A 24,986-nucleotide genomic window follows, 5' to 3' on the forward strand; every position below is an offset into this window, starting at 1 on the left:
CCGGTAGACGGGGCATCGTATCCTCCGTGATCTTCGGGCCGGCGGCCGGTTCCCTCCTCCGGGGGGAATCCAGGCAAGATGGGGGCGTGACCCTTATCGATCAGCTGCCTGCGACCGCCGACCCCGACGCCCTCTTCGAGGCCTTCACCTCATGGGCGGAGGGCCGGGGCATCTCGCTGTACCCGGCCCAGGAGGAGGCGCTGATCGAGGTGGTCTCCGGGGCCAACGTGATCCTCTCGACCCCCACCGGCTCCGGGAAGTCGCTGGTCGCGGCGGGGGCGCACTTCGCGGCGCTCGCGAACGACCAGGTCACCTTCTACACCGCGCCGATCAAGGCGCTGGTGTCGGAGAAGTTCTTCGACCTGTGCAAGATCTTCGGCACCGAGAACGTCGGCATGCTGACCGGCGACGCATCGGTGAACGCGGACGCGCCGGTGATCTGCTGCACGGCCGAGGTACTGGCGTCGATCGCGCTGCGCGACGGCAAGGACGCCGACATCGGCCAGGTCGTGATGGACGAGTTCCACTTCTATGCGGAGCCGGACCGCGGCTGGGCCTGGCAGATCCCGCTGCTCGAACTGCCGCAGGCGCAGTTCGTGCTGATGTCGGCGACGCTCGGCGACGTGTCGATGTTCGAGAAGGACCTGACCCGGCGGACGGGGCGGCCCACCGCCACCGTCCGCTCGGCGACGCGGCCGGTGCCGCTGTCGTACGAGTACCGGCTGACGCCCATCACGGACACCCTCACCGAGCTCCTGGAGACCAAGCAGGCGCCGGTCTACATCGTCCACTTCACCCAGGCGCAGGCCGTCGAGCGGGCGCAGTCCCTGATGAGCATCAACATGTGCTCGCGGGAGGAGAAGGACGCCATCGCCGAGATGATCGGCAACTTCCGCTTCACCACGAAGTTCGGCAAGAACCTCTCGCGCTACGTGCGGCACGGCATCGGCGTGCACCACGCGGGCATGCTGCCGAAGTACCGGCGTCTGGTCGAGAAGCTGGCGCAGGCCGGTCTGCTGAAGGTGATCTGCGGGACGGACACGCTCGGGGTGGGCGTGAACGTGCCGATCCGCACGGTGCTGTTCACGGCGCTGACGAAGTACGACGGCAACCGGGTGCGCACCCTGCGGGCCCGGGAGTTCCACCAGATCGCCGGCCGGGCGGGCCGGGCGGGCTTCGACACCGCCGGTTTCGTGGTGGCGCAGGCGCCGGAGCACGTGATCGAGAACGAGAAGGCGCTGGCGAAGGCGGGCGACGACCCGAAGAAGCGCCGCAAGGTGGTCCGCAAGAAGGCCCCGGAGGGCTTCGTCGCCTGGTCGGAGAACACCTTCGAGAAACTGATCGCCTCCGAGCCGGAGCCGCTGACCTCGCGCTTCCGGGTCACGCACACGATGCTGCTGTCGGTGATCGCCCGCCCGGGCAACGCCTTCGAGGCGATGCGCAAGCTCCTGGAGGACAACCACGAGCCGCGCAAGAACCAGCTGCGGCACATCCGCCGGGCCATCGCGATCTACCGCTCGCTGCTCGCCGGCGGGGTGGTCGAGCAGTTGGAGACCCCGGACGCCGAGGGCCGCACGATCCGGCTGACCGTGGACCTGCAGCAGGACTTCGCGCTGAACCAGCCGCTGTCCACCTTCGCGCTGGCCGCCTTCGACCTGCTGGACCCGGAGTCGCCGTCGTACGCGCTCGACATGGTGTCCGTGGTCGAGTCGACGCTCGACGACCCGCGGCAGATCCTGGCCGCGCAGCAGAACAAGGCGCGCGGCGAGGCGGTCGGCGCGATGAAGGCCGACGGCGTGGAGTACGAGGAGCGGATGGAGCGGCTCCAGGACATCTCGTACCCGAAGCCGCTGGAAGAGCTGCTGTGGCACGCGTACAACACGTACCGGACGTCGCACCCGTGGGTGGGCGACCACCCGGTGTCGCCGAAGTCGGTGATCCGCGACATGTACGAACGGGCCCTGTCCTTCACCGAGTTCACGTCGTTCTACGAGCTGGCCCGGACCGAGGGCATCGTGCTGCGCTATCTGGCGAGCGCGTACAAGACGCTGGACCACACGATCCCTGACGACCTGAAGACCGAGGACCTGGAGGACCTGATCGCCTGGCTGGGCGAGATGGTGCGCCAGGTGGACTCCTCGCTGCTCGACGAGTGGGAGCAGCTGGCCAACCCGGAGATCGAGACGGCCGAGGAGGCGCAGGAGAAGGCCGACCAGGTCAAGCCGGTCACGGCGAACGCCCGCGCCTTCCGGGTGCTGGTGCGCAACGCGATGTTCCGCCGGGTGGAGCTGGCGGCGCTCGACCACGTGGACGAGCTGGGCGAGCTGGACGGCGAGTCGGGCTGGGACGCGGACGCCTGGGGCGAGGCCATGGACGGGTACTGGGACGAGTACGAGGAGCTGGGCACCGGCCCGGACGCGCGTGGCCCGAAGCTGCTGTCGATCGAGGAGGACCCGGCGCACGGTCTCTGGCGCGTCCGGCAGACCTTCGCCGACCCGAACGGCGACCATGACTGGGGCATCAGCGCGGAGGTGGATCTGGCCGCCTCCGACGAGGAGGGCAGGGCGGTCGTCCGGGTGACGGCCGTGGGCCCGCGGTAGAGGAGACATGTGGTGACCAATCCCGCCGAGAGGCTCGTGGACCTGCTCGACCTGGAGCAGATCGAGGTGAACATCTTCCGCGGGCGCAGCCCGCACGAGTCGCTGCAGCGGGTGTTCGGCGGGCAGGTCGCCGGGCAGGCGCTGGTGGCGGCCGGGCGGACGACGGAGGGCGACCGGCCGGTGCACTCGCTGCACGCGTACTTCCTGCGGCCGGGCCGGCCGGGGGTGCCGATCGTGTACCAGGTGGAGCGGGTGCGGGACGGGCGCTCGTTCACGACGCGGCGGGTCACCGCGGTCCAGCAGGGCCGGACGATCTTCAATCTGACGGCGTCGTTCCACAAGCCGGAGGAGTCCGCCTTCGAGCACCAGCTCCCGCCGCGGCACCTGACCGACCCGGAGACGCTGCCGCGGCTCGCGGACGAGATCCGCGACCACCTCGGCACGCTGCCGGAGGCGCTGGAGCGGATGGCCCGGCGGCAGCCCTTCGACATCCGCTACGTGGACCGGCTGCGTTGGACGAAGGAGGAGGTCCAGGACACGGACCCGCGCAGCGCGGTGTGGATGCGGGCGGTCGGCCCGCTGGGCGACGACCCGCTGGTGCACACCTGCGCGCTGACGTACGCCTCGGACATGACGCTCCTCGACGCGGTGCGGATCCCGGTGGAGCCGCTGTGGGGGCCGCGGGGCTTCGACATGGCGTCGCTGGACCACGCGATGTGGTTCCACCGCCCGTTCCGCGCCGACGAGTGGTTCCTGTACGACCAGGAGTCCCCGATCGCGACGGGCGGGCGGGGCCTGGCCCGGGGCCGGATCTACGACCGGGAGGGCCGGCTGCTGGTGTCGGTGGTCCAGGAGGGCCTGTTCCGCAAGCTGTAGCCCGCCCCGGGTCAGACGCCCGGCAGGGTGTCCTGCTCGACCTCGTGGCGGCGGGTGCGGATGTCGGGGCCGGGCGGGTGGAGCTTGGCGTCGCAGGCGGGGCCGAGGCCCGTGCGGCGGGACCGGTCGCCGGTGAGCGGGCGGCCGCAGAGCCGGCACCACACGCGGCGGGCGGCCTCGTCGTCCGGTGCGGAATCGATCTCGATTGCCAGCGGTTCGTCTCCCATGCTGAGATCAAACCTCATGCCTAGGAGGAACCGTCCATGAGCCTGTACGAAATTCCGCTGAAGACCCTCGCGGGTGAGCCCCTGTCCCTCGCCGACTACCGCGACCGGGCCGTCCTGGTGGTGAACGTCGCCTCGAAGTGCGGCCTGACGCCGCAGTACGCCGGTCTGGAGCGGCTGCAGAAGGAGTACGCGGACAAGGGCTTCACCGTCCTCGGCGTGCCCTGCAACCAGTTCGCGGGCCAGGAGCCGGGCAGCGCGGAGGAGATCGAGACGTTCTGCTCGACGACGTACGGGGTGAGCTTCCCGCTCCTGGAGAAGACGGACGTCAACGGGGCGGACCGGCACCCGCTGTACGCGGAGCTGACGCGGTTCGCGGACGCCGAGGGCGAGGCCGGCGACGTGCAGTGGAACTTCGAGAAGTTCCTCATCGGCCGTGACGGCACGGTCACCCGCTTCCGTCCGCGCACCGAGCCGGAGGCCCCGGAGCTGGTGGCGGCGATCGAGGCCCAGCTTGCCTGAGCAGGGGGTGGTGGAGCGGCTGCGCGCCGCGGGCTGCGTCTTCGCCGAGGAGGAGGCGGAGCTGCTGCGCGCGGCCGCGGCCGGACCGGCCGAGCTGGACGTGCTGGTGGAGCGGCGGGCCGCGGGGCTGCCGCTGGAGCACGTGGTGGGCTGGGCGGACTTCGGGGGCCTGCGGATACAGGTCGACCCCGGCGTGTTCGTGCCGCGCCGGCGGACCGAGTTCCTGGTCGAGCGGGCGGTGGCGGCGGCCCGGCCCGGGGCTGTCTGCGTCGACCTGTGCTGCGGGTCGGGTGCGGCCGCCGCGGTGCTGCTGGCGCGGGTGGCGGGCGCGGAGGTGCACGCCGCGGACATCGAACCGGCGTCGGTGCGCTGCGCCCGGCGGAACGTGGAGCCGCGCGGCGGCCGGGTGTACGAGGGCGATCTCTTCGCGCCGCTGACCGAGGAGCTGCGCGGCCGGGTCGAGGTGCTGGTCGCGAACGTGCCGTACGTGCCGTCCGACGAGGTCGGCCTGCTGCCGGCGGAGGCCCGCGACCACGAACCGCTGGTGGCCCTGGACGGCGGCGCGGACGGCCTCGACGTGCTGCGCCGGGTGGCCGCGGAGGCGCCCGGCTGGCTGGCGCCCGGCGGCGTCCTGCTGAGCGAGGCGAGCGAGCGGCAGTGCGAGGCCGCGATCGCAATCCTGACATCGGCCGGCCTCACGGCCCGGGTCCTCGTCGACGAGGACCGGTACGCCACCGTCGTGGCCGCCACGCGCTGATCCGCCGACGCGGGGGTCCGGGGCGGACCCTCGCGTGGGCCGGCCGGGTGGCTACGCGCCGCGCTCCTTGAGTCGGACGCGGGCCGTGCCCAGGGGCTGGAGGGTGATGCCCGTGGAGAGCGGGACGTCGGTGTCGACGGCGTCGAGGTCGTAGGCCTGGAGGAGCATCGCCAGGGCGATCACGGACTCCAGCATCGAGAAGTGCTGGCCGATGCAGGCGCGCGGGCCGCCGCCGAAGGGGAACCAGGCGTAGCGGGGCCGCTCGGCCTCCGCCTGGGGCGTGAACCGGTCGGGGTCGAAGCGCTCAGGGTCCGGCCAGTAGCGGGGGTGACGGTGGGTGACCCACGGGGCGACGATCACGTCGGCGCCGGCGGGGACGGTGTGGCCGCCGATCTCGGTGGCGACGACGGCGCGGCGGCCGATGGCCGGGGCGGCCGGGAAGAGCCGCATGGCCTCCTTGAGGACCCGGGTGAGGTACGGCAGGGCGTCCAGGTCGGCGGCTGTGGGGACGCGGCCGCCCAGGACCCGGTCGACCTCCTCGTGGGCGCGCTCGCGCACCTCGGGGTGCAGGGCCAGCAGGTGCAGGGCGAAGCCGAGCGAGGTGGCGGTGGTCTCGTGGCCGGCGAGCAGGAAGATGAGGACCTGCTCGCGCAGTTCGCCCGCGTCGAAGCCGCGGTCCCCGTCGCTCTCCGCCTCGGCGAGCAGGCTCAGCAGGTCGGTCCCGCCCCGGCCGGCGGCGCCGCGTTCGGCGATGATCCGGTCGCAGACGGCGAACAGCTCCCCCTGCGCGGCGGCGGCCCGCCGGTTGCCGGGCGTGGGCCAGTCGCGGGGGGCGTTGAGCGGGGAGAAGCCGCGGCGCAGCACGTAGTCGTTGATGACGGGGAAGCAGCGCTCGACGATCTCGACGGCCGCGTCGACGTCGGTGCCGAAGAGGACCCGGGCGACCGCCCGCAGCGCGAGCCCGGTCATCTCGGCGAGCACGTCCACGGTGCCGTCCGGGGCGTCCCGCCAGGACTCGACGACCCGGGCGACCTCGGCGGCGACGGCCTCGGCGTAGCCGTCGACCCGGCGCTTGGTGAACAGCGGCTGGACGAGCCGGCGCTGCCGCAGGTAGTCCTCGTCCTGGCTGGTCAGCAGGCCGTTGCCGAAGGACTCGCGGATCTCCTGGTAGAAGTGGTTGTCCTTGCGGAAGTTGGCCGAGTCGGTGGCGAGCACCTGCTGCGCGCCCTCGGCGGAGAAGATCCCGTACACGGTGGCCCGGATCCCGGGCGGGCCGGCGGTGATCCGCACGACGTCGCCGTGTTCGCGCTGGGCCCGCAGGAAGGTGCCGAGCGAGTCGTTCTTGAGGTCGAACATCGAGCCGAGCAGCGGGAGTCCCGCCGGCCCGGGAATCCCGTTTCCGCTGGTTGCCATGGATCCACGCCCCCTTGATCGTTTCCCGGCCGATTGTGCCGCAGTGGCGATCCGGCGGACAGGGGCCGGCGGGCTCCCGTCCGGAACCGGCCTGTTGGCCGGAACCGTGCGCCGGCTCCGGCTCCCCCCACGGGAGCGGAGCCGGCGCGGGCCCGTGGGGGGTCAGCGGATCTGCATGCCCGAGAGGGTGCGGGCGATGACCAGGCGCTGGATCTCGCTGGTGCCCTCGAAGATGGTGTAGATCGCGGCGTCGCGGTGCATGCGCTCCACCGGGTACTCGCGGGTGAAGCCGTTGCCGCCGAGGATCTGGATGGCCTGGGCGGTGACCTTCTTGGCGACCTCGCTGGCGAACAGCTTGGACATGGAGCCCTCGGCCGCGGTGAACGGCTTGCCGGTGGTCGCCATCCAGGAGGCGCGCCAGACCAGCAGGCGGGCGGCGTCGATCTGGGTGCGCATGTCGGCGAGCTGGAAGGCGATGCCCTGGTTGTCGATGATCGGCCGGCCGAACTGCTCGCGGGTCTTGGCGTAGTCGAGGGCGACCTCGTACGCGGCGCGGGCGGTGCCGACGGCCATGGCGCCGACGGCCGGGCGGGATGCCTCGAAGGTGGCCATGGCGGCGTTCTTCACGCGCTCGCCGCCCTTCTTCGCCTTCTCGCGGGCCCGGGCGAGACGCTCGTCCAGCTTGTCCTTGCCGCCGAGCAGGCAGCTGCCGGGGACGCGCACGTCCTCGAGGACGACCTCGGCGGTGTGGGAGGCGCGGATGCCGTGCTTCTGGAACTTCTGGCCCTGGGAGAGACCGGGGGTGTTCGGCGGCACGATGAAGGAGGCGTGGCCCTTCGAGCCGAGCTCCGGGTCGACACAGGCGACGACGACGTGGACGTTGGCGATGCCGCCGTTGGTGGCCCAGGTCTTGGTGCCGTTGAGGACCCACTCGTCCGTGGCCTCGTCGTAGACGGCGCGGGTGCGCATGGAGGCGACGTCGGAGCCGGCGTCGGGCTCGGAGGAGCAGAAGGCGGCGACCTTGACGTCGTTGACGTCGCCGTACATCTGCGGGATCCAGGTGCCGATCTGCTCCTCGGTGCCGTTGGCGAGCACGCCGACGGCGGCGAGGCCGGTGCCGACGATGGACAGGGCGATGCCCGCGTCGCCCCAGAAGAGCTCCTCCATCGCCATCGGGATGCCGAGGCCGGTCGGGTCGAAGAACTGCTGGGCGTAGAAGTCGAGCGAGTAGATGCCGAGCTTGGCGGCTTCCTGGATGATCGGCCAGGGGGTCTCCTCACGCTCGTCCCATTCGGCGGCGGCGGGGCGCATCACGTCCGCGGCGAAGCCGTGAAGCCAGTCACGGACCTGCTTCTGGTCGTCGTTGAGATCGAGCGTGAACTCGGCCATGTTCCCTCCCAGCACTGCGTTACTTGCGGTAACGGCAGTCTGTTACCGGCGAGTATCCGCTGTCAACCGGCGTCCCGCACCGGCCATCGGCCGCGGCCCGGAACGCGCCGACGGGCGGCCGGGTGTTACGTTGCGCAAGCCTTACGGAACACGCACGGGCGGGGAGAGACACCATGGACACTGCACACCGGGCCGATCAGCAGAAGTCGGCCGAGCAGCGCCGGCGAGAGCTGCTGGAGGCGGCGGACCGTGTGGTGCTCCGGGACGGCCCGAAGGCGTCGATGAACGCGATCGCGGCGGAGGCCGGGATCACCAAGCCCATCCTCTACCGGCACTTCGGCGACAAGGGCGGGCTGTACCGCGCGCTGGCCAAGCGGCACACCGACGGGCTGCTCTCGGCCCTCCGGGCGGCGCTGGACGCGCCCTCCGACCGTCGGCGGCGGGTGGAGGCGACCCTCGACACGTACCTCGCCTCCATCGAGGCGATGCCCCAGGTGTACCGGTTCCTGATGCACCCGGCGGAGGAGTCCCAGCAGACGGAGCAGGGCTTCGACGTCGGCCGGCACTCGGCTCCACTGCTGCGGCGGATGGGCGAGGAGCTCGGCCAGGTGATCGCCGAGCGGATCGACCTCGGCCCCGGCGGGGACGCCCTCGCCCGGGTCTGGGGCCACGGCATCGTCGGCATGATGCACGCCGCCGGCGACTGGTGGCTCGGCGAACGACCCTGCTCCCGCGCCGAGTTGGTCAGCTGCCTGGCCGACCTGCTGTGGGGCCGGCTCGCCGAGGCGGAGGACCGCGCGGGCGCACCGGGCTTCTGACGGGGGGACCCGCCGGGCCTTGCCCGCGCCGGGCCCCGCCCCGCCCGTTCAGCCCTCCAGCGCCGCCACTCCCCCGCCCCACGGCTGCTTGCGGATCGCCCGCAGGAGCCGGGACCGCCGCAGGCCGGTGACGTGGTCCGCGTACACCGAGCCCTCCAGGTGGTCGCACTCGTGCTGCAGGCAGCGGGCGAAGAACCCGGTGCCCTCGATCCGCACCGGCGTGCCGTCCATCCGCACGCCCTCCACCACCGCGCGGTCGAGGCGCGGCGTCGGGGCCTCCAGGCCCGGCAGGGACAGACAGCCCTCGGGACCGCGGATCTCCTCCCCGTCCGCCTCCACGAGGCGCGGGTTGACCACATGGCCCAGGTGCCGCACGTCCTCGTCGTCCGGACAGTCGTAGACGAAGACGCGCAGCGGCACCCCCACCTGGTTCGCCGCCAGACCCACGCCCTCGGCGGCGTACATGGTGGCGAACATGTCCTCGACGAGCCGGGCCAGTTCCGGGCCGAAGTCGGTGACGGGGGCGCAGGGCGTGTGCAGCACCGGGTCGCCGAGGAGGGTCAGGGCGCGGACGTGGCCGGAAGTGCCGGGGATCGGGCGGTTTCGCATGGCGGCAAGGTTACGTTCCGGTCTGACCTCGTCGTTTCGGCGGTGCCGCGGTTCGGGGCCCCGGCCGGACCTCGATAGGCTGAGCCCGGACCGACGCAAGGAGGAACAAGGACGATGTCAGGACACCCCGGTAACCCAGAGCCGCTGTCGCCGCGTGCCAAGCTGGCCGTGACGGCGGGCAAGGCCGCCGCCGCGGTGTCGCGGGCGGCGGGACGCGGCAGTGGTTCCGTGATCGGCGGGCGGGTGGCGCTCAAGCTGGACCCCGACCTCCTGGGCCGGCTCGCGCAGCATCTGGACGTCGTGCTGGTGTCGGCGACCAACGGCAAGACCACGACGACCCGGCTGATCGCCGAGGCGCTGCGGGCCAGCGGCCCGGTCGTGTCCAACGCGCTGGGCGCCAACATGCCCGCGGGCATCACCTCGGCCCTGGCGGGCGGCTCGGACGCCAAGTACGGCGTGATCGAGGTCGACGAGAAGTACCTCGCCGGCGTCGCCCGGGACACCACGCCCAAGGCGATCGCGCTGCTCAACCTCTCCCGCGACCAGCTCGACCGCGCCGCCGAGACGCGGATGCTGGCCGAGAAGTGGCGCGAGGGCCTCAACGGCACCAAGGCCGTGGTGATCGCCAACGCGGACGACCCGCTGATCGTGTGGGCGGCCTCCTCCTCGCCCAACGTGGTCTGGGTCGCGGCCGGCCAGGAGTGGAAGGACGACGCCTGGTCCTGCCCCTCCTGCGGCGGTGTGATGCAGCGTCCCGGCGACGACTGGTTCTGCGGCGAGTGCGGCTTCCGCCGCCCCGCGCCGAGCTGGGCGCTCAACGGCGACCACGTGCTCGACCCGCACGGCTCGGCCTGGCCGATCCACCTGCAGCTGCCCGGCCGCGCCAACAAGGCCAACGCCGCCACCTCCGCCGCGGTCGCCGCGGTGTTCGGGGTGCCGCCGCAGGTCGCCCTGGAGCGCATGTACCAGGTGCAGGCGGTGGCCGGCCGGTACGACGTCGTGTCCTTCCAGAACCGGGAGCTGCGGCTGCTGCTCGCGAAGAACCCGGCGGGCTGGCTCGAAACGTTTTCCCTGATCGACGGCCCGCCGGCGCCGGTGATCCTCTCCGTCAACGCGCGCGGCGCGGACGGCACGGACACCTCCTGGCTGTGGGACGTCGACTACGGCCGGCTGGCCGGACACCCGATCATGGTGATCGGCGACCGCCGGCTCGACCTCGCGGTCCGCCTGGAGGTCGCCGGGGTGGAGTTCCGTGTCTGCGACACGCTCGACGAGGCCGTCTCGGTGGCCCCGCCCGGGCAGATCGAGCTGATCGCGAACTACACCGCGTTCCAGGACGTCCGCCGCCGCGTCGGCAACTGACCCGACCCGACCTTCCAGAGGACTTGGCAACCATGACTGACAGCAGCCTGCGTCTGGTCTGGGTCTACCCGGACCTGCTCAGCACCTACGGCGACCAGGGCAACGTGCTCGTCGTCGAGCGCCGCGCCCGCCAGCGCCGTCTCGCCGTCGAGCGGCTCGACGTGCGCAGCGACCAGCCCGTCCCGACCTCCGGCGACATCTACCTGATCGGCGGCGGAGAGGACCGGCCGCAGCGGCTCGCGGCCGAGCGGCTGCTCCGCGACGGCGGCCTGAGCCGGGCCGCGGCCAACGGCGCGATCATCTTCTCGGTGTGCGCCGGCTACCAGATCCTCGGCCACGAGTTCGTCAACGACATCGGCGAGCGCCAGCCCGGCCTCGGGCTGCTCGACGTGACCACCGTGCGCGGCGAGGGCGCCCGCTGCGTCGGCGACGTGCTCGCGGACATCGACCCGCAGCTCGGCCTGCCGCAGCTGACCGGTTTCGAGAACCACCAGGGCGTCACCCACCTCGGCCCGACGGCCCGCCCGTTCGCGCGCACGGTCTTCGGCCAGGGCAACGGGACCGGCGACGGCACCGAGGGCGCGTACAACGACACCGTGTTCGGCACGTACATGCACGGCCCCGTCATGGCGCGCAACCCGCAGATCGCGGACCTGCTCCTGAAGCTGGCCCTCGACGTCAACGCGCTGCCGCCGACCGACGACCGCTGGTACGAGGCGCTGCGCGCGGAGCGGATCGCGGCGGCCACGCAGTCCGCCTGACGGACTGCACGTCTGAGCGCCCATACGCGCATTGGATTCGTAAGTAAATACGGTGTCCAGAATGTGGACAGCCGGTAGGGCCCCGCCGTCCGCCACCGATAGGGTGGCGGGGATCCAACCGGACGACGTGGTCCGGAGTCGGCCCACGTTGCAAAGGTATTTCGGGCTATGCGCATTGGTGTGCTCACCTCCGGCGGCGACTGCCCCGGTCTGAACGCCGTCATCCGCTCCGTCGTGCACCGCGCCGTCGTCGACCACGGCGACGAGGTCATCGGTTTCCACGACGGCTGGAAGGGCCTTCTGGAGGCGGACTACCGCAAGCTCGACCTGGACGCGGTCGCCGGCATCCTCGCCCGCGGCGGCACCATCCTCGGCTCCTCCCGCGTCCAGCCCGCGCACCTCGTCGACGGCGTCGAGCGTGCCCGCGGCCATGTCGCCGAGCTGGGTCTCGACGCGATCATCCCGATCGGCGGCGAGGGCACCCTCAAGGCGGCGACGCTGCTGTCGAACGCGGGCCTGCCGATCGTCGGCGTGCCGAAGACCATCGACAACGACATCGCCTCCACCGACGTGACCTTCGGTTTCGACACCGCGGTCGGCGTCGCCACCGAGGCCCTGGACCGGCTCAAGACCACCGCCGAGTCCCACCAGCGCGTCCTGATCGTCGAGGTCATGGGCCGGCACACCGGCTGGATCGCGCTGCACTCCGGCATGGCGGCCGGCGCGCACGCCATCGTCGTACCGGAGCGGCCCTTCGACATGGACGAGCTGACCGCCCGCGTCGGCGCCCGCTTCGAGAACGGCAAGCGCTTCGCGATCGTGGTGGTCGCCGAGGGTGCGAAGCCGCGCGAGGGCTCGATGGAGTTCAAGACCGCGGGCACGGACATCTACGGCCATGAGCGCTTCACCGGCGTCGCCAACCAGCTCTCCGTCGAGCTGGAGAAGCGCCTGGGCAAGGAGGCCCGTCCGGTGATCCTCGGCCACGTCCAGCGCGGCGGCACCCCCACCGCGTACGACCGGGTCCTCGCCACCCGCTTCGGCTGGCACGCGGTGGAGGCCGCGCACCGCGGCGAGTTCGGCATGATGACCGCGCTGCGCGGCACGGACATCACCATGGTCCCGCTCGCCGAGGCCACGCAGACGCTCAAGACGGTCCCCGCGGACCGCTACGAGGAGGCCGAGACCGTGCTCTGAGCACGGCTCGCCGGACGCGCCCGCGGCGCGCCGCCGACGTCCCGTACCGCCCCCGGTCGCAGCCGTGACCGGGGGCGGTTCTAGTCTGGTGCGGACAACAAGCGCGAATCGGGCTCCAGGAGTACACACATGGATCACAGCGGGCACGGCACGACCATGGAGCTGCCGCCGTTCACGCTGGGGCGGGCCCTGGAGTTCTCTCCCGACCTGTTCTTCCTGTTCGGCTGTCTCGCCGCGCTCGGCCTGTACGGCTGGGGCGTGGCGCGGCTGCGCGGCCGCGGGGACGCCTGGTCGGCGGGCCGCACGGTCGCGTTCGTGCTCGGCACCCTGAGCATCGCGCTGGTGATGTGCACCCGGCTGAACGACTACGGCATGGTCATGTTCAGCGTGCACATGGTGCAGCACATGGTGATCAGCATGGTCTCGCCGATCCTGCTGCTGCTCGGCGCCCCGGTGACGCTGGCGCTGCGGGCGCTGCCGGTGGCCGGACGGGGCTCGCTCGGGCCGCGCGAGCTGCTGCTGAAGCTGCTGCACAGCCGGTACATGCGGATCGTCACGCACCCGGCGTTCACGATCCCGATGTTCATCGCGAGCCTGTACGGGCTCTACTTCACGCCGCTGTTCGACTTCCTGATGGGCTCGCGGCCCGGGCACATCGCGATGATGATCCACTTCCTGATGGTGGGTCTGGTGTTCTTCTGGCCGATCATGGGCGTCGACCCGGGCCCGCACCGGCCGGGCTACGTGATGCGGATGCTGGAGCTGTTCGCGGGCATGCCGTTCCACGCCTTCTTCGGCATCGCGCTGATGATGGCGACCGAGCCGATGGTGCAGGCGTACGCAAACCCGCCGGCCTCGCTGGGCATCGACGCGCTGGCCGACCAGAACGCGGCGGGCGGCATCGCCTGGGCCTTCAGCGAGATCCCGTCGGTGCTGGTCCTGATCGCGCTGGTCTACCAGTGGTACCACTCCGAGCAGCGCCAGGCGGTGCGCAAGGACCGGGCCGCGGACCGGGACGGCGACAAGGAGCTGGAGGCGTACAACGCGTACCTGGCCTCGCTCCAGACCCGCGGAAGGTGACGCTCCCCACGTGCGGAAGGTGATCCGCGCACAGTAGTGGCGCGGCCGCCCGGGGCGGGGGGACCATGGCGGGGACGGCCCCGGTCGGAGGAGGACAGCCATGTCCGGTCCCACGAAGTCGATGGGTGTGATCACCGTCGTCGCCCTGGTGCTGACGACCGCGTACACGGTGGCGCTGGGCAGCAACGGGCTGCTGTGGTTCGGCTGGGTCGTGCTCGGCCTGGTCACCCTCGGCATGGCGGCGGCGGACAGCGTCCCGTCGGCGATGCCCCGTCCGGGACGGCGCGGGCCCACGGCCTGAGGCCGCCCGGCGCCCTCGGGCCCACCGCCCGATACCGCCCGGCGCCCGGGATCCCTCAGCGTGGGGCCAGCACCACCCAGACCTGGCCGCGGGCGAAGTTCAGCGGAGTTCCGGCGGGGGTGGTGAACGCCGTGCCCGCGTCCGCCGTGGGGCGGTTCCAGCGGGCTTCGTGGGCGCGGCCGTCGCGCAGCACGAGCGCGCTGCCGCTGCCGACGGTCTCGGTGTACGGCGAGACGGAGCCGAAGCGGTCGCGGAAGCCGGAGGGCCGGACGGTCACGTACTGGATCACGACCGTCTCGGGGGTGAGCGGGCCGGTGTCGGTGCTGCGGGCGGTCCGGCCGTCCATGGCCACGCGCCACGCCCGGTCGGGGGCGGACCAGGTGAAGGTGTAGCGGGCGGCGGGGTAACGCACGGTGGTGACGTTCACCGCCCGGCCGTCCGGGGGCGCGGAGCCGAAGCGGAAGCCGATGTCCTTGGCGCGGCCGGCGTCCGGCTCGGCGGCGAGCGCCCGCTCGGGCAGCAGGTACAGGTTGTGCGGGGCGGCGCGGCCGGGATCGCGCCGGAAGGCGGCCGGCGTGCTGCTCTCGGTGACCGGGTACAGCGGCGCGGCGCGGAGCAGGGGGTTCAGGGCGGACTGGGCACCGGAGTAGGCGAGGACCGGGCGGCCGAAGGGGCGCAGCAGCGCGAGGTCGGACTCGCGGGCGCTGCGGACCGGGCCGATCCGCTCGGGAAGGTGAGCGGAGTAGACGGCGAGCAGCCGGGTCACGCCGCCCTCGACCTGCTCGACGTAGACGAGGTCGGCCGTGCCGAGGCCGGTGGCGGGGCGGGCCGCCGGCACGTTGTCGATCTTGACGGCGAGGACCTGTGCGGGCCGGGCGGGCAGTCCGGTGAACGGGGAGCGGGCGATCGGGCTCGCGCTCGGGCTCGGCCCGGTGGGGCTCGGCGGGGACGGCGTCTCCTGCTCGCCGGGCGAGGAGCAGCCGTACAGCCCGGCGGCCGTCACCGCGCACAGGAGGGCGGTGCGGATCGCGCCGGGGCGCCGGGGTCCTGGTGTGCCGGGCATGGTCGTGCTCCCCCTCCAGTGGACCACGGGGGCGCTTGGTTGGACACTCTCAGTCGGAAGTCCACGGACAACGGGGTCCGCGGACGCGTCACGGGGGTCTCGGTGTTCTATCAACTGCTGAAGTACGTGCTGATCGGCCCGGTGCTGCGGCTGCTGTTCCGGCCGCGGATCGAGGGCCTGGAGCACATCCCGGAGGAGGGCGCGGCGATCGTCGCGGGGAACCACCTGTCGTTCTCGGACCACTTCCTGATGCCGGCGGTGCTGAAGCGGCGGATCACCTTCCTGGCCAAGCAGGAGTACTTCACCGGGCCGGGTCTCAAGGGCCGGCTGACCGCGGCGTTCTTCCGCAGTGCGGGGCAGATCCCGGTGGACCGCTCCGGCAAGGAGGCCGGGCAGGCGGCGATCCGCGAGGGGCTCGGCGTGCTGGCGAAGGGCGAGCTGCTCGGGATCTATCCCGAGGGCACCCGCTCGCACGACGGGCGGCTGTACAAGGGCAAGGTGGGCGTGGCGGTGATGGCGCTGACGGCCGGGGTGCCGGTGGTGCCGTGCGCGATGGTGGGCACCTTCGAGATCCAGCCGCCGGGGAAGGTGCTGCCGCGGATCCGTCCGGTCACCATCCGGTTCGGGGAGCCGCTGGACTTCTCGCGGTTCGCGGGCATGGAGGGCGAGAAGGCGGTGGTGCGGGCGGTCACCGACGAGATCATGTACCGGATCCTGGAGCTGTCCGGCCAGGAGTACGTGGACGACTACGCGGCCGTGGTGAAGGCCCGCGACTCTGCCCAGAGCTGAGTCGCTGGGTCGCCGGGGCCCCGGCCCCGTACCGTCGCGGGCATGACCAAGGGACACGCGTTCGTGCTGGGTGCGACGGGACAGGTGGGGCGGGCGGCCGTGCGGGCGCTCGTCGCGGACGGCTGGGAGGTGACCGCGGCCTCCCGCCGGGGCGGCCGGGGCGAGGACTGGCCGGACGAGGTGCGGTCGGCGGCGGTGGACCGGGACGAGGACGGCGCGCTCGCCCGTGCGCTCGGCGACGGCGTGGACGTGCTGGTGGACATGGTGGCGTACGACGCCGGACACGGTCGGCAGCTCACCGGGCTCGCGGACCGGATCGGCTCGGCGGTGGTGATCTCCAGCGGGGCCGTGTACGCGGACGAGCGGGGCCGCAGCTTCGACACCCAGGACGAGCCGGACGGCTTCCCGCGCTATCCGCTGCCGATCCCGGAGACCTGCCCGACGGTGCCGCCGGGCCCCGGGACGTACGGCACGCGGAAGGTGGCCCTGGAGCACGAGCTGCTCAAGGCGGGCGACCGGCTGCCGGCGACGGTGCTGCGGGCGGGCGCGATCCACGGCCCGTACTCCCCCGGGCCGCGCGAGGCGTGGTTCGTCAAGCGGGCGCTGGACGGGCGGCCGGTGCGGCTGCTCGCGTACGGCGGGGCGTCGCGGTTCCAGCCGGTGCACGTGGACAACCTGGCGGAGCTGATCCGGCTGGCGGCGGCCGCGCCGGGCACGCGGGTGCTCAACGGCGCGGACCCCGAGGCGCCGACGGTCGCGGAGATCGGCGCGGCGATCGACGCGGTGCTGGGGGTGCGGAGCGAGACGGTGCTGCTGCCGGGTGCGCCGGAGGGCACGGTGGGCCTCACGCCGTGGAGCGGCGCGCATCCGGTGGTGCACGACATGACGGCGGCGGAGCGGGAGTTGGGGTACCGCCCGGTGGTGTCGTACGTGGACTCGCTGCCGGCGACGGTCGCGTGGCTGACCGCGCGGCTGCGGGAGCAGGACTGGCGGGAGGCGTTCCCCGGCCTGGTGAAGTACGGGGTGGACTTCTTCGACTACGCGGCGGAGGACGCCTGGCTGGCGGCCGGGTCGTAGGACACGCGGGAGGGGCGGCCGTCAGGACGGCCGCCCCTCGTGTGCGGTGGTGCTACGGCTGCGGCGTGGCGTGCGGTGCGCAGGTCACGTTCGCGGCGTCCACCGTGCCCTGGAGCAGGTAGGCGTCCACCCGCTCGTTGACGCACGGGTTGGCCAGGTTGGTGACGCCGTGCGAGCCGGCGTTCTTCTCCGTGATGAGACGGGAGTTGTGCAGCCGCTTGTGCAGCTCGACGGCGCCCTCGTACGGGGTCGCGGCGTCGCGCTCGGACTGGACGATGAGGATGGGGGTGAGGTCCTTGCCGGACTTCACCTGGACCGGGGTGCGCTGCTTGGTGGACCAGGTGGCGCAGGGCAGGTTCATCCAGGCGTTGGCCCAGGTCATGAACGGGTGGTTCTGGTGCAGCCGGGTGTTGTCGCGGTCCCAGCGCTGCCAGTTGGTGGGCCACTTGGCGTCGGCGCACTCGACGGCCGTGTAGACGGCGTTGCTGTTCTCCGCGCGGATGTTGCCGGCGGTGTCGGCGAGGTTCGGGGCCGCGCCCTCGATGAGGTCCTTCGGGTCACCGGCGACGTACTTGCTCCAGGCGTCGGCGACCGGCACCCAGGCGCTGTCGTAGTACGGGGCGCTCTGGAAGAAGGAGATCAGCTCGGCCGGGCCGACGACGCCGCCGAGCGGGGCCTTCTTGGCGGTGGCACGGAGTTCGGCCCACTGCGCCTCGACCTTCTCGGGCGTGTCGCCGAGGTGGAACGTGGCGTCGTGGGAGGCGACCCAGGCCTTCCAGTCGTTCCAGCGGGTCTGGAAGGCGACGTCCTGGTCGAGGTTGGCCTGGTACCAGATCTTCTCGCGCGAGGGGTTGACCACGCTGTCGACGATCATGCGGCGGACGTGGCCCGGGAACAGGGTCGTGTAGACCGCGCCGAGGTACGTGCCGTAGGAGACGCCGATGAAGTTGAGCTTCTTCTCGCCGAGGGCGGCGCGGATGACGTCCAGGTCGCGGGCGGTGTTCGGGGTGGTCATGTGCGGCAGCATCCAGCCGCTGCGCTCGGCGCAGCCGTCCGCGTACGCGCGGGCGAGCTTGCGCTGGGCGAGCTTGTCGGCCTCGCTGTCGGGGACCGGGTCCATCTTGGGGGCCTTGACGAACTCCTGCGGGTCGATGCAGGAGATCGGCGTGGAGCGGCCGACGCCGCGCGGGTCGAAGCCCACGAAGTCGTACGCCTTCGCGGTGTTGACCCACAGCTTGCTGCCGGTGACGAGCCGGACGGGGAAGCGCATGCCGGAGCCGCCCGGGCCGCCCGGGTTGTACAGCAGCGCGCCCTGGCGCTCGGCCGGCGTGCCGGTGCTCCTGGCGCGGTCGACGGCGAGCTTGATCTGCTTGCCGTTCGGGCGGGCGTAGTCGAGCGGGACGGTGACCCAGCCGCACTCGATGGGCTTGGGCAGGTTCCAGTCGGCGGGGCACTCGGCCCAGTCGATGCCCTGCTGAGCGGCGCGTGCCGCCGCGATCCTGACGCCGCGGTCCTCGGACCAGGTCCGGTCCCGGGTGTCGGCGCCGGCCGCGGGCGCGGCGATCGCGCTCGCGACGAGCGCGCCGGCGACCAGCGCCCCCGCCGTGCCGAGTGCTCCTGTACGTGTCACGTAAGGTCCTTCCCCCTGTGGTGTTGATCGAGTCGAGGGGGATCCTCGCGTCCGCCGTACACCGGAGAACAGTCGTACAGGTGTTTTTTTGCCGAACCGATAGCCGGAACCGGCCGAACCGCTGACCGAACACCCGGGCCGGGCACGGGGGATGAAAGCCTCAGAAAGGGGCGAGTGCGGCGAGGGCCCGGTCGAGTGCGCGGCGCAGGCCGAGCGCGTCCCCGGCGACCGCGGTCACCAGGGCGGCGGGACCGGCGAGCGGGGTGACGGCGGCGCTGTCGCCGAGCAGCCGGGGCTCGACCGGCTTGCCCTCGAAGTCCGGGTCGACGACGAGCAGTTGCCCGACCGCCCGGTGCCCGGCGAGGACGGCGGGCCCGTCCCAGCCGCCCGGGGCGCCGGGCCCGTACGCCAGTTCCTGGTCGAGCAGGGGACGGCCGGCACGGGTGACGGTGAGCCGGGACACCAGGGTCCCGGGCTCCTCGCCGTGCCGGCCGAGGACCTGCTCCTCGCGGAGCACCAGCCGTGCATCGGCGGCGAGTTCGGCGGTGGTGTGCGCCCGCAGGTGCGAGCCGTGCGCGGAGACGAGCGGTTCGGGGAGCCAGCGCAGCGTCGCGTCCGCTCCGGCGGACAGCCGGACCCGGTAGCGGGCGGGGGCGGCGGTGCGGCCGGGCAGGGCGACGGTCGCGGCGGCGGCGTCGACGGTGAGCCGGGCACCGTCCTCCGCCCGCGCCTCCAGGGCGAGTTCGTCGCCGCCGAGCGGCGCGCTCATCGCGCCGACGACGGTGACCCGGGTGGACCCGTCGGTGCTGCGGGTGCGGCGCAGCGCGAAGGGGCCGTCGCTGTGGAGCACCGGCAGGGAGCCGTCGGCCGCGGCGGCGATCCGTGCGGTGGCGCGCAGGCTCATGCGGTCCAGTCGGCGAGGCGGGCGCGGACCCAGGCGGCGACCGGGGCGACGCCCTCGGGGCCGGTGAGCGAGGTGAACACGACGGGCAGGTCGCCGCGCTGTTCCTTGGCGTCGCGGGCCATCCGGTCGAGGTCGGAGCCGACGTACGGGGCGAGGTCGGTCTTGTTGACGACGAGCAGGTCGGCCGTGGTGACGCCCGGGCCGCCCTTGCGCGGGATGTCGTCGCCGCCGGCCACGTCGATGACGAAGATCTGGGCGTCGACCAGGCCCTTGGAGAAGGTGGCGGTGAGGTTGTCGCCGCCGGACTCGACGAGGATCAGGTCGAGCGGGCCGACGGCCTCCTCCAGGTCCTCGACGGCCTCCAGGTTGGCGGAGATGTCGTCGCGGATCGCGGTGTGCGGACAGGCCCCGGTCTCCACGGCCTGGATCCGCTCGGGCGGCAGGACGGCGTTGCGCAGCAGGAACTCGGCGTCCTCGCGGGTGTAGATGTCGTTGGTGACCACGGCGAGCGAATGGCGGTCGCGCAGGGCGCGGCAGAGGGCGGCGACGGTGGCGGTCTTGCCGGAGCCGACGGGCCCGCCGAGGCCGATCCGCAGGGCCCGGCGGCTGCCGTCCGGGCGGTGGGCGTCGGCGGACACGGCGCCGTGGGAGTCGTGGGAGTGGTCGAGGTGCATGGGGCGGCTCCGGAGGGTTCAGGAAGCGAAGAGGCGGACGGGCCAGGCGGCGTGCTGTTCCGCCGTGATGTCGAGCAGGGGCGCGGACGCGGCGGGCAGGGCGTGCAGGCCCTCCCGGGCGGCGGCCGCCGCGCGGGCGGCGACCTCGTCCATCTCGGGGGCGAGGCGGGCGAGGACGGCCGTGGCCTGGAAGGGGTCCAGGCTCAGCAGTCGTACGGCCGCCGTCGCGGGCCCGCTGACGGTCTCGTACGCGACGCAGTGCGCGGCGTCCTCGGGGCCGAGCCCGGCCGCGAGGGCGGCGGCGCCCAGGACGACGGGCTGGTGCGCGCCGCGCGGGAACGCGGCGGCGAGCGCGTCGAGTTCGGCGCTGGGCCAGGCGGCCCGGGCGGCCCGCATCAGCTGCCGGCCGAGCCTGCGGGCCGCGGCCCGCAGGGCGGGCGAGGGCGTCCGGGCGTCGGCCGCGGCGTCCAGCGCGTACGGATCGAGGCCGAGGGCCGCCGCGGCGGCGAGCCCGGCGGAGGTGAGCCCGGTGGTGTGCAGCCGGCCCCGGCAGAACGCGGCCAGACCGGCGGCGTCGCGGACGCGGCCCGCCTTCACGGCGGCCTCGGCGCCGCCGGAGTGGGCGTGCCCGCCGGCGGGGAAGCGCCCGTCGGCGAGCACCAGGAGTGCGGATCGCGTGCTCATGCCCTGTCCCGTCAGAAGAGGAAGTAGCGCTGGGCCATGGGCAGTTCGGCGGCCGGAGCGGGTTCGACCGGCTCGCCGTCGATCGTCACCGTGAAGGTGTCGGCGTCGACCTCGACCCGCGGCAGGGCGTCGTTCTCCCGCATGTCCGCCTTGGTGACCCGGCGGGTGCTGCCGATGGGGGCGAAGGTCTTGGCGAGGCCGAGGCGTTCGGGCAGGTCGTCCTCCAGCGCGGCCGGGGCGGTGAAGTTGACCGAGCCGGCGGCCGCCGCCTTCCCCAGCGCCCCGAACATGGGCCGGGGCAGCACCGGCTGGGGGGTGGGAATGGAGGCGTTGGCGTCGCCCATCTGCGCGTACGCGAGCTGTCCGCCCTTGAGCACGGCGAGCGGCTTGACGCCGAAGAACGCCGGCTCCCACAGGACCAGGTCCGCCAGCTTCCCCGGCTCGACGGAGCCGATCAGCTGGTCCATGCCCTGCGCGACCGCCGGGTTGATCGTGTACTTGGCGACGTAGCGACGGGCGCGCCGATTGTCGGCGCGGCCGTCGCCGGGCAGCGCGCCGCGCCGCTTCTTCATGACGTGCGCGGTCTGCCAGGTCCGCAGGATCACCTCGCCGATGCGCCCCATCGCCTGGGAGTCGGAGGAGATGATCGAGATCGCGCCGAGGTCGTGCAGCACGTCCTCGGCGGCGATGGTGGAGGGCCGGATGCGGGACTCGGCGAAGGCGAGGTCTTCGGGGACGGCCGGGTTGAGGTGGTGGCAGACCATCAGCATGTCGAGGTGCTCCTCGACGGTGTTGACGGTGTGCGGCCGGGTCGGGTTGGTCGAACTGGGCAGCACGTACGGCTCGGAGACCACGGTGATGATGTCCGGCGCGTGCCCGCCGCCGGCGCCCTCGGTGTGGTACGCGTGGATGGTGCGGCCGGCGATGGCGGCGAGGGTGTCGCCGACGAAGCCCGCCTCGTTCAGGGTGTCGGTGTGCACGGCGAGCTGCGCGCCGGTCTCGTCGCAGACGCGCAGACAGGCGTCGAGGACGGCCGGGGTGGCGCCCCAGTCCTCGTGGATCTTGAACCCGACGGCTCCGCCGCGCAGTTGGGAGAGCATGGCCTCGCGGGACATGGTGTTGCCCTTGCCGAGCAGGCCGATGTTGACCGGGTAGGTCTCCAGCGCCTCGAACATCCGGGCCAGGTGCCAGGGCCCCGGGGTGACGGTGGTCGCCTTGGTGCCCTCGGCCGGGCCGGTGCCGCCGCCGACGAGGGTGGTGACGCCGGTGGCGAGGGCCTGTTCGACGACCGTCGGCGAGATGAAGTGGACATGGGCGTCGACGGCTCCGGCGCTGAGGATCCTGCCGTTGCCGGAGATGATCTCGGTCTCGGGGCCGATGACGAGCCCGGGGTGGACGCCGTCCATGGTGTCGGGGTTGCCGGCCTTGCCGAGGGCGGTGATCCGGCCGCCGCGGATGCCGACGTCGGCCTTCACCACGCCCCAGTGGTCGAGGACGACCGCGCCGGTGATGACGGTGTCGGGGGCGCCCTCGGCGCGGGTGGTGCGGGACTGCCCCATGGACTCGCGGATGACCTTGCCGCCGCCGAAGACCGCCTCGTCGCCGGCCCGGCCGGGCCCGCCGCTGCGGTCCTCCTCGATCTCGATCAGCAGATCGGTGTCGGCGAGCCGGATGCGGTCGCCGGTGGTGGGGCCGAACAGGTCGGCGTACACGGCGCGGTGCAGCTCAGGCATCGAGCGGCCCTCCGATCGCGCCGCGCAGCCCCGCGACGAGCCGGCGGCCGGCCAGCGGCACCAGCTCGACCTCGACGGGGATGCCGGGCTCGAAACGGACGGCGGTGCCGGCGGCGATGTTCAGCCGCAGCCCGTGCGCGGCCGCGCGGTCGAACCGCAGACCGGGATTGGCCTCGGCGAAGTGGTAGTGGGAGCCGACCTGGACGGGCCGGTCGGCGGCGTTGAGGACGGTGAGCGTGGTGACGGGGCTGCCCTCGTTGAGGACCACCGGGCCGTCGCCCAGCAGGATTTCTCCGGGAATCACGGCGGCTGCGCCCCTCAGACGATCGGCTCGTGGACGGTGACGAGCTTCGTGCCGTCCGGGAAGGTGGCCTCGACCTGGACGTCGGGGATCATCTCGGGGATGCCGGCCATCACGTCGTCGCGGGTGAGAACCTTCCGCCCGGAGGCCATGAGTTCGGCGACGGTGCGGCCGTCCCGGGCGCCCTCCAGGACGTGCGCGGTGATCAGGGCGACGGCCTCGGGATGGTTGAGCCTCACCCCGCGCGCCCGGCGCTTCTCGGCCACATCGGCCGCGACATGAATGAGCAGTCGTTCCTGCTCGTGGGGGCTGAGTCGCACGCTTCCACCTCACAGTCGTCCACCGGGCGGGCACCCGGACAGCTGCGGACCCTACCGATCATGAACAGCCTCCTGAGCTGCGGCGAAGGCCCGCAGGGCCAGACATTGCACGTTAGGGCGGAAGTTTTTCCGGCGCGTTAACTGGCGCTTTGCGCCTCCATGGACATCAGTCCGCGCAGACCGTCCTCCAGGATCTCGACGGCCGCGTCCCCGAAGAGGGCCTGCTGCGCGATGAAGCCCTGGGCGACCGCGATGAGGGTGCGGGCGATGTGGTCGGCGGGGACGTCGGCGTGCAGGATCCCGTTCTTCCGGTACGCCGTGACGAGTTCGCCCCAGGCCGCGCGCATGCCCTCGTACCCCTCGGAGAGCCGGGCGGCCAGCCACTCGTCGCGCAGGGTCTCGGCCCACACCTGGACGATCAGCCGGGCGAACGCCTGGCGGTCCGCGCCGGGGATGCGCTCCTCCAGGAACTTGCGCAGCACCCGGCCGAGCAGCACGTCCGGGGTGGGCGGCGGGGTCGCGCGCGAGGCCTCCTCGAAGGCGGCGCGGATCCCGGAGAACGCCTCCTGGGAGATGGCCGCGATCAGTGCCTCCTTGCCGTTGAAGTAGCGGTAGACCGCTCCGGCGGAGAGGCCGACCTCGGTGAAGACGTCCTGCATGGACGTGGCGTGGAAGCCGTTGCGGGCGAAGCAGCGGGCGGCGCCGTCGAGGATCTGCCGGCGGCGGGCGTCGAGGTGCTCCTGGGATACGCGTGCCATGCGGCCAACCTAAAACGAACATTCCTTCTTGACAAGGAACAGGCCCGGCGGGACAGTGACGACACGGAAAACGAACGATCCTTCTCTTTGAATCGAGGGACGCCATGTCCGTCACTCCCACCCGCCGCGCCGTCGCGGTGCTGGTCCTGGTCCCGCTGGTGGTGGCCCTGGCCCTGTGGGCGTTCGCCTGGCCGGCCGCCCGCCTCGCGCCCCGCGAGCTGCCGCTCGGCGTGGCGGGACCGGCCGCCGCGACCGCCCCGCTGGAGCAGAGCCTCGCCCGCCACGAGGGGGCCTTCGAGGTGCACCGCTACGCGGACGCCGAAGCGGCCCGCCGGGCGATCGAGGAGCGCGAGGTGTACGGCGCCGTGGTGGTGACGCCGCGGGGCCCCGAGCTGCTGACCGCCACGGCCGCGAGCCCCGCCGTGGCGCAACTGCTGCGCGAGGCGGTCGGCGGGCAGCTCCCGGCCGGCGTCGAACCGAAGGTCACCGATGTCGTGAAGGCGCCGGCGGACGACCCGCGCGGCGCGGTGTTCGCGGCCGGCCTGCTGCCGCTGGCCATCGCCGGAGCCGCGGCGGGCGCGCTGGTCACCCTCTTCGGACTGCGCGGGCCGCGGGCCGCCGCGGCACTGGTCGGCGCGGCCGCCCTGGCGGGCCTGACCGGCGCGGCGCTCGCCCACAGCTGGCTCGGGGTGCTGACCGGCTCATGGTGGGCGGAGGCGGGCGTGCTCAGCCTGACCGTGCTGTCCATCGGCGCGGCGATGGCGGGCCTCGGAGCGCTGCTCGGGCCGCGCGGCCTGGGACTCGGCGGCCTGCTGATGATCCTGATCGGCAACCCGTTCTCGGGCATCGGCTCGGCGCCGCAGCTCCTCCCGGAGCCGGCCGGGCTGCTCGGCCAGTGGCTGCCGCCGGGCGCCGCGGGCACGGCGCTGCGCTCGGTCGCCTTCTTCGACGGGAACGGCGCCGGGGGCGCGCTGCTGGTGCTCGCGCTCTGGGCGGCGGCGGGCCTGGCCGCGGTGCTCGCGGCCCGGGGCGGCACGGCGGAAGCCCGGGAGCAGGGCCGTACGACCGCCCGGCCGGAGCCCGAACTCGCGAGGTGAGCCGGCGCCGAGCCGGCCCGAGAGCGGCCGCGTGTCCCCGCCGTAGCGGA

26 protein-coding genes are annotated in these 24,986 nt (G+C 73.0%); 13 read left to right on the plus strand and 13 right to left on the minus strand.

The genetic code is table 11. The annotated features are described in order from the left end of the window. The first annotated feature begins 26 nt into the window (after window positions 1-26). Together ACNJ93_RS03110 and ACNJ93_RS03115 are read left to right on the plus strand one after the other, a co-directional pair. Window positions 27-2,600, plus strand: a complete 2,574-nt coding sequence (locus ACNJ93_RS03110) for a DEAD/DEAH box helicase (protein WP_418955761.1) — start codon at window positions 27-29, stop codon at window positions 2,598-2,600. 12 nt (window positions 2,601-2,612) lie between these two features. Then, window positions 2,613-3,476 (plus strand): acyl-CoA thioesterase, encoded by an 864-nt coding sequence (locus ACNJ93_RS03115; protein WP_418955762.1) that lies wholly within the window; start codon window positions 2,613-2,615, stop codon window positions 3,474-3,476. Between the two features lie 11 nt (window positions 3,477-3,487). Here the strand turns inward: ACNJ93_RS03115 and ACNJ93_RS03120 are convergent, their stop codons facing one another. Then, window positions 3,488-3,703: a DUF6011 domain-containing protein gene (locus ACNJ93_RS03120; RefSeq protein ID WP_418955763.1), complete on the minus strand. Its 216-nt coding sequence runs from the start codon at window positions 3,701-3,703 to the stop codon at window positions 3,488-3,490. A 36-nt stretch (window positions 3,704-3,739) separates the two neighbouring features. On the opposite strand from ACNJ93_RS03120, the gene ACNJ93_RS03125 reads away from it, so the two are divergent. Both ACNJ93_RS03125 and ACNJ93_RS03130 read left to right on the plus strand, forming a co-directional pair. Continuing rightward, window positions 3,740-4,222: a glutathione peroxidase gene (locus ACNJ93_RS03125; RefSeq protein WP_418955764.1), complete on the plus strand. Its 483-nt coding sequence runs from the start codon at window positions 3,740-3,742 to the stop codon at window positions 4,220-4,222. Further along, window positions 4,215-4,979 (plus strand): putative protein N(5)-glutamine methyltransferase, encoded by a 765-nt coding sequence (locus ACNJ93_RS03130; protein ID WP_418955765.1) that lies wholly within the window; start codon window positions 4,215-4,217, stop codon window positions 4,977-4,979. Before ACNJ93_RS03125 ends, ACNJ93_RS03130 begins: the two co-directional genes overlap by 8 nt. 51 nt (window positions 4,980-5,030) lie before the next feature. On the opposite strand, the gene ACNJ93_RS03135 is transcribed toward ACNJ93_RS03130, so the two are convergent. After that, window positions 5,031-6,392: a cytochrome P450 gene (locus ACNJ93_RS03135; RefSeq protein WP_418955766.1), complete on the minus strand. Its 1,362-nt coding sequence runs from the start codon at window positions 6,390-6,392 to the stop codon at window positions 5,031-5,033. Window positions 6,393-6,554: 162 nt separating this feature from the next. Next, on the minus strand, window positions 6,555-7,781 hold the full coding sequence (locus ACNJ93_RS03140) for an acyl-CoA dehydrogenase family protein (protein ID WP_418955767.1): 1,227 nt from the start codon (window positions 7,779-7,781) through the stop codon (window positions 6,555-6,557). 173 nt (window positions 7,782-7,954) lie between these two features. On the opposite strand from ACNJ93_RS03140, the gene ACNJ93_RS03145 reads away from it, so the two are divergent. Beyond that, window positions 7,955-8,599: a TetR family transcriptional regulator gene (locus tag ACNJ93_RS03145; RefSeq protein WP_418955768.1), complete on the plus strand. Its 645-nt coding sequence runs from the start codon at window positions 7,955-7,957 to the stop codon at window positions 8,597-8,599. A 48-nt stretch (window positions 8,600-8,647) separates the two neighbouring features. Here the strand turns inward: ACNJ93_RS03145 and def are convergent, their stop codons facing one another. Further along, on the minus strand, window positions 8,648-9,208 hold the full coding sequence (gene def / locus ACNJ93_RS03150; protein WP_418955769.1) for a peptide deformylase: 561 nt from the start codon (window positions 9,206-9,208) through the stop codon (window positions 8,648-8,650). Window positions 9,209-9,322: 114 nt separating this feature from the next. Here def and ACNJ93_RS03155 point away from each other — a divergent pair, with 114 nt between their 5' ends. From ACNJ93_RS03155 to ACNJ93_RS03175, 5 genes are all read left to right on the plus strand, one after another. Then, on the plus strand, window positions 9,323-10,570 hold the full coding sequence (locus ACNJ93_RS03155; protein ID WP_418955770.1) for a MurT ligase domain-containing protein: 1,248 nt from the start codon (window positions 9,323-9,325) through the stop codon (window positions 10,568-10,570). A 32-nt stretch (window positions 10,571-10,602) separates the two neighbouring features. After that, a complete protein-coding gene (locus ACNJ93_RS03160) occupies window positions 10,603-11,331 on the plus strand; it encodes a type 1 glutamine amidotransferase (protein WP_418955771.1) in 729 nt (242 codons plus the stop codon). A 168-nt stretch (window positions 11,332-11,499) separates the two neighbouring features. Continuing rightward, window positions 11,500-12,525 carry a 6-phosphofructokinase gene (locus tag ACNJ93_RS03165; protein WP_418955772.1) on the plus strand — a complete coding sequence of 342 codons (1,026 nt, stop codon included), beginning with the start codon at window positions 11,500-11,502 and terminating at the stop codon, window positions 12,523-12,525. Window positions 12,526-12,654: 129 nt separating this feature from the next. Next, the gene (locus ACNJ93_RS03170) at window positions 12,655-13,605 is read left to right on the plus strand and encodes a cytochrome c oxidase assembly protein (RefSeq protein WP_418955773.1); all 951 of its coding nucleotides are present in this window, start codon (window positions 12,655-12,657) and stop codon (window positions 13,603-13,605) included. 100 nt (window positions 13,606-13,705) lie between these two features. Next, on the plus strand, window positions 13,706-13,906 hold the full coding sequence (locus ACNJ93_RS03175) for a hypothetical protein (protein ID WP_418955774.1): 201 nt from the start codon (window positions 13,706-13,708) through the stop codon (window positions 13,904-13,906). Between the two features lie 55 nt (window positions 13,907-13,961). On the opposite strand, the gene ACNJ93_RS03180 is transcribed toward ACNJ93_RS03175, so the two are convergent. Further along, window positions 13,962-14,969: a DUF3048 domain-containing protein gene (locus ACNJ93_RS03180; RefSeq protein ID WP_418955775.1), complete on the minus strand. Its 1,008-nt coding sequence runs from the start codon at window positions 14,967-14,969 to the stop codon at window positions 13,962-13,964. Between the two features lie 102 nt (window positions 14,970-15,071). Between ACNJ93_RS03180 and ACNJ93_RS03185 the strand changes: the two genes are divergently transcribed. Together ACNJ93_RS03185 and ACNJ93_RS03190 are read left to right on the plus strand one after the other, a co-directional pair. Next, on the plus strand, window positions 15,072-15,758 hold the full coding sequence (locus ACNJ93_RS03185; RefSeq protein ID WP_418961295.1) for a lysophospholipid acyltransferase family protein: 687 nt from the start codon (window positions 15,072-15,074) through the stop codon (window positions 15,756-15,758). 42 nt (window positions 15,759-15,800) lie between these two features. Continuing rightward, window positions 15,801-16,835, plus strand: a complete 1,035-nt coding sequence (locus ACNJ93_RS03190; protein ID WP_418955776.1) for an NAD-dependent epimerase/dehydratase family protein — start codon at window positions 15,801-15,803, stop codon at window positions 16,833-16,835. 52 nt (window positions 16,836-16,887) lie between these two features. Here the strand turns inward: ACNJ93_RS03190 and ACNJ93_RS03195 are convergent, their stop codons facing one another. The 8 genes from ACNJ93_RS03195 to ACNJ93_RS03230 all read right to left on the minus strand — a co-directional run bounded on the left by ACNJ93_RS03195 (window position 16,888) and on the right by ACNJ93_RS03230 (window position 23,839). Next, window positions 16,888-18,465, minus strand: a complete 1,578-nt coding sequence (locus tag ACNJ93_RS03195) for an alpha/beta hydrolase (RefSeq protein ID WP_418955777.1) — start codon at window positions 18,463-18,465, stop codon at window positions 16,888-16,890. Between the two features lie 160 nt (window positions 18,466-18,625). Then, window positions 18,626-19,369 (minus strand): urease accessory protein UreD, encoded by a 744-nt coding sequence (locus tag ACNJ93_RS03200; protein WP_418955778.1) that lies wholly within the window; start codon window positions 19,367-19,369, stop codon window positions 18,626-18,628. Next, entirely contained in the window at window positions 19,366-20,043 is a 678-nt protein-coding gene (gene ureG / locus ACNJ93_RS03205; RefSeq protein WP_418955779.1) for an urease accessory protein UreG, read from the minus strand. Before ureG ends, ACNJ93_RS03200 begins: the two co-directional genes overlap by 4 nt. Before the next feature lie 18 nt (window positions 20,044-20,061). Further along, on the minus strand, window positions 20,062-20,727 hold the full coding sequence (locus tag ACNJ93_RS03210) for an urease accessory protein UreF (RefSeq protein ID WP_418955780.1): 666 nt from the start codon (window positions 20,725-20,727) through the stop codon (window positions 20,062-20,064). An 11-nt stretch (window positions 20,728-20,738) separates the two neighbouring features. Beyond that, window positions 20,739-22,460, minus strand: coding sequence for an urease subunit alpha (locus ACNJ93_RS03215; protein ID WP_418955781.1), 1,722 nt, complete (start codon window positions 22,458-22,460; stop codon window positions 20,739-20,741). Next, the gene (locus tag ACNJ93_RS03220; protein WP_418955782.1) at window positions 22,453-22,764 is read right to left on the minus strand and encodes an urease subunit beta; all 312 of its coding nucleotides are present in this window, start codon (window positions 22,762-22,764) and stop codon (window positions 22,453-22,455) included. Before ACNJ93_RS03220 ends, ACNJ93_RS03215 begins: the two co-directional genes overlap by 8 nt. A 14-nt stretch (window positions 22,765-22,778) precedes the next feature. Further along, on the minus strand, window positions 22,779-23,081 hold the full coding sequence (locus ACNJ93_RS03225; protein WP_418955783.1) for an urease subunit gamma: 303 nt from the start codon (window positions 23,079-23,081) through the stop codon (window positions 22,779-22,781). Between the two features lie 137 nt (window positions 23,082-23,218). Further along, the gene (locus tag ACNJ93_RS03230) at window positions 23,219-23,839 is read right to left on the minus strand and encodes a TetR/AcrR family transcriptional regulator (RefSeq protein WP_418955784.1); all 621 of its coding nucleotides are present in this window, start codon (window positions 23,837-23,839) and stop codon (window positions 23,219-23,221) included. Window positions 23,840-23,943: 104 nt separating this feature from the next. Here ACNJ93_RS03230 and ACNJ93_RS03235 point away from each other — a divergent pair, with 104 nt between their 5' ends. Next, window positions 23,944-24,936, plus strand: a complete 993-nt coding sequence (locus ACNJ93_RS03235) for an ABC transporter permease (protein WP_418955785.1) — start codon at window positions 23,944-23,946, stop codon at window positions 24,934-24,936. Window positions 24,937-24,986: the final 50 nt, after the last annotated feature.

Source organism: Streptomyces tritici, from assembly GCF_048500665.1.
In the GTDB taxonomy this organism is placed as follows: domain Bacteria; phylum Actinomycetota; class Actinomycetes; order Streptomycetales; family Streptomycetaceae; genus Streptomyces; species Streptomyces tritici.

Excerpts from the sequence above, each read along its gene's own strand:
- ACNJ93_RS03215 (WP_418955781.1), bottom strand. The coding sequence starts at position 22,460 with ATGCCTGAGCTGCACCGCGCCGTGTACGCCGACCTGTTCGGCCCCACC.
- ACNJ93_RS03230 (WP_418955784.1), bottom strand. The coding sequence starts at position 23,839 with ATGGCACGCGTATCCCAGGAGCACCTCGACGCCCGCCGCCGGCAGATC.
- ACNJ93_RS03170 (WP_418955773.1), top strand. The coding sequence starts at position 12,655 with ATGGATCACAGCGGGCACGGCACGACCATGGAGCTGCCGCCGTTCACG.
- ACNJ93_RS03175 (WP_418955774.1), top strand. The coding sequence starts at position 13,706 with ATGTCCGGTCCCACGAAGTCGATGGGTGTGATCACCGTCGTCGCCCTG.
- ACNJ93_RS03165 (WP_418955772.1), top strand. The coding sequence starts at position 11,500 with ATGCGCATTGGTGTGCTCACCTCCGGCGGCGACTGCCCCGGTCTGAAC.
- ACNJ93_RS03210 (WP_418955780.1), bottom strand. The coding sequence starts at position 20,727 with ATGAGCACGCGATCCGCACTCCTGGTGCTCGCCGACGGGCGCTTCCCC.
- ACNJ93_RS03120 (WP_418955763.1), bottom strand. The coding sequence starts at position 3,703 with ATGGGAGACGAACCGCTGGCAATCGAGATCGATTCCGCACCGGACGAC.
- ACNJ93_RS03190 (WP_418955776.1), top strand. The coding sequence starts at position 15,801 with ATGACCAAGGGACACGCGTTCGTGCTGGGTGCGACGGGACAGGTGGGG.
- ACNJ93_RS03140 (WP_418955767.1), bottom strand. The coding sequence starts at position 7,781 with ATGGCCGAGTTCACGCTCGATCTCAACGACGACCAGAAGCAGGTCCGT.
- ACNJ93_RS03200 (WP_418955778.1), bottom strand. The coding sequence starts at position 19,369 with ATGAGCCTGCGCGCCACCGCACGGATCGCCGCCGCGGCCGACGGCTCC.
- ureG (WP_418955779.1), bottom strand. The coding sequence starts at position 20,043 with ATGCACCTCGACCACTCCCACGACTCCCACGGCGCCGTGTCCGCCGAC.
- ACNJ93_RS03145 (WP_418955768.1), top strand. The coding sequence starts at position 7,955 with ATGGACACTGCACACCGGGCCGATCAGCAGAAGTCGGCCGAGCAGCGC.
- ACNJ93_RS03180 (WP_418955775.1), bottom strand. The coding sequence starts at position 14,969 with ATGCCCGGCACACCAGGACCCCGGCGCCCCGGCGCGATCCGCACCGCC.
- ACNJ93_RS03160 (WP_418955771.1), top strand. The coding sequence starts at position 10,603 with ATGACTGACAGCAGCCTGCGTCTGGTCTGGGTCTACCCGGACCTGCTC.
- def (WP_418955769.1), bottom strand. The coding sequence starts at position 9,208 with ATGCGAAACCGCCCGATCCCCGGCACTTCCGGCCACGTCCGCGCCCTG.
- ACNJ93_RS03135 (WP_418955766.1), bottom strand. The coding sequence starts at position 6,392 with ATGGCAACCAGCGGAAACGGGATTCCCGGGCCGGCGGGACTCCCGCTG.
- ACNJ93_RS03235 (WP_418955785.1), top strand. The coding sequence starts at position 23,944 with ATGTCCGTCACTCCCACCCGCCGCGCCGTCGCGGTGCTGGTCCTGGTC.
- ACNJ93_RS03125 (WP_418955764.1), top strand. The coding sequence starts at position 3,740 with ATGAGCCTGTACGAAATTCCGCTGAAGACCCTCGCGGGTGAGCCCCTG.
- ACNJ93_RS03155 (WP_418955770.1), top strand. The coding sequence starts at position 9,323 with ATGTCAGGACACCCCGGTAACCCAGAGCCGCTGTCGCCGCGTGCCAAG.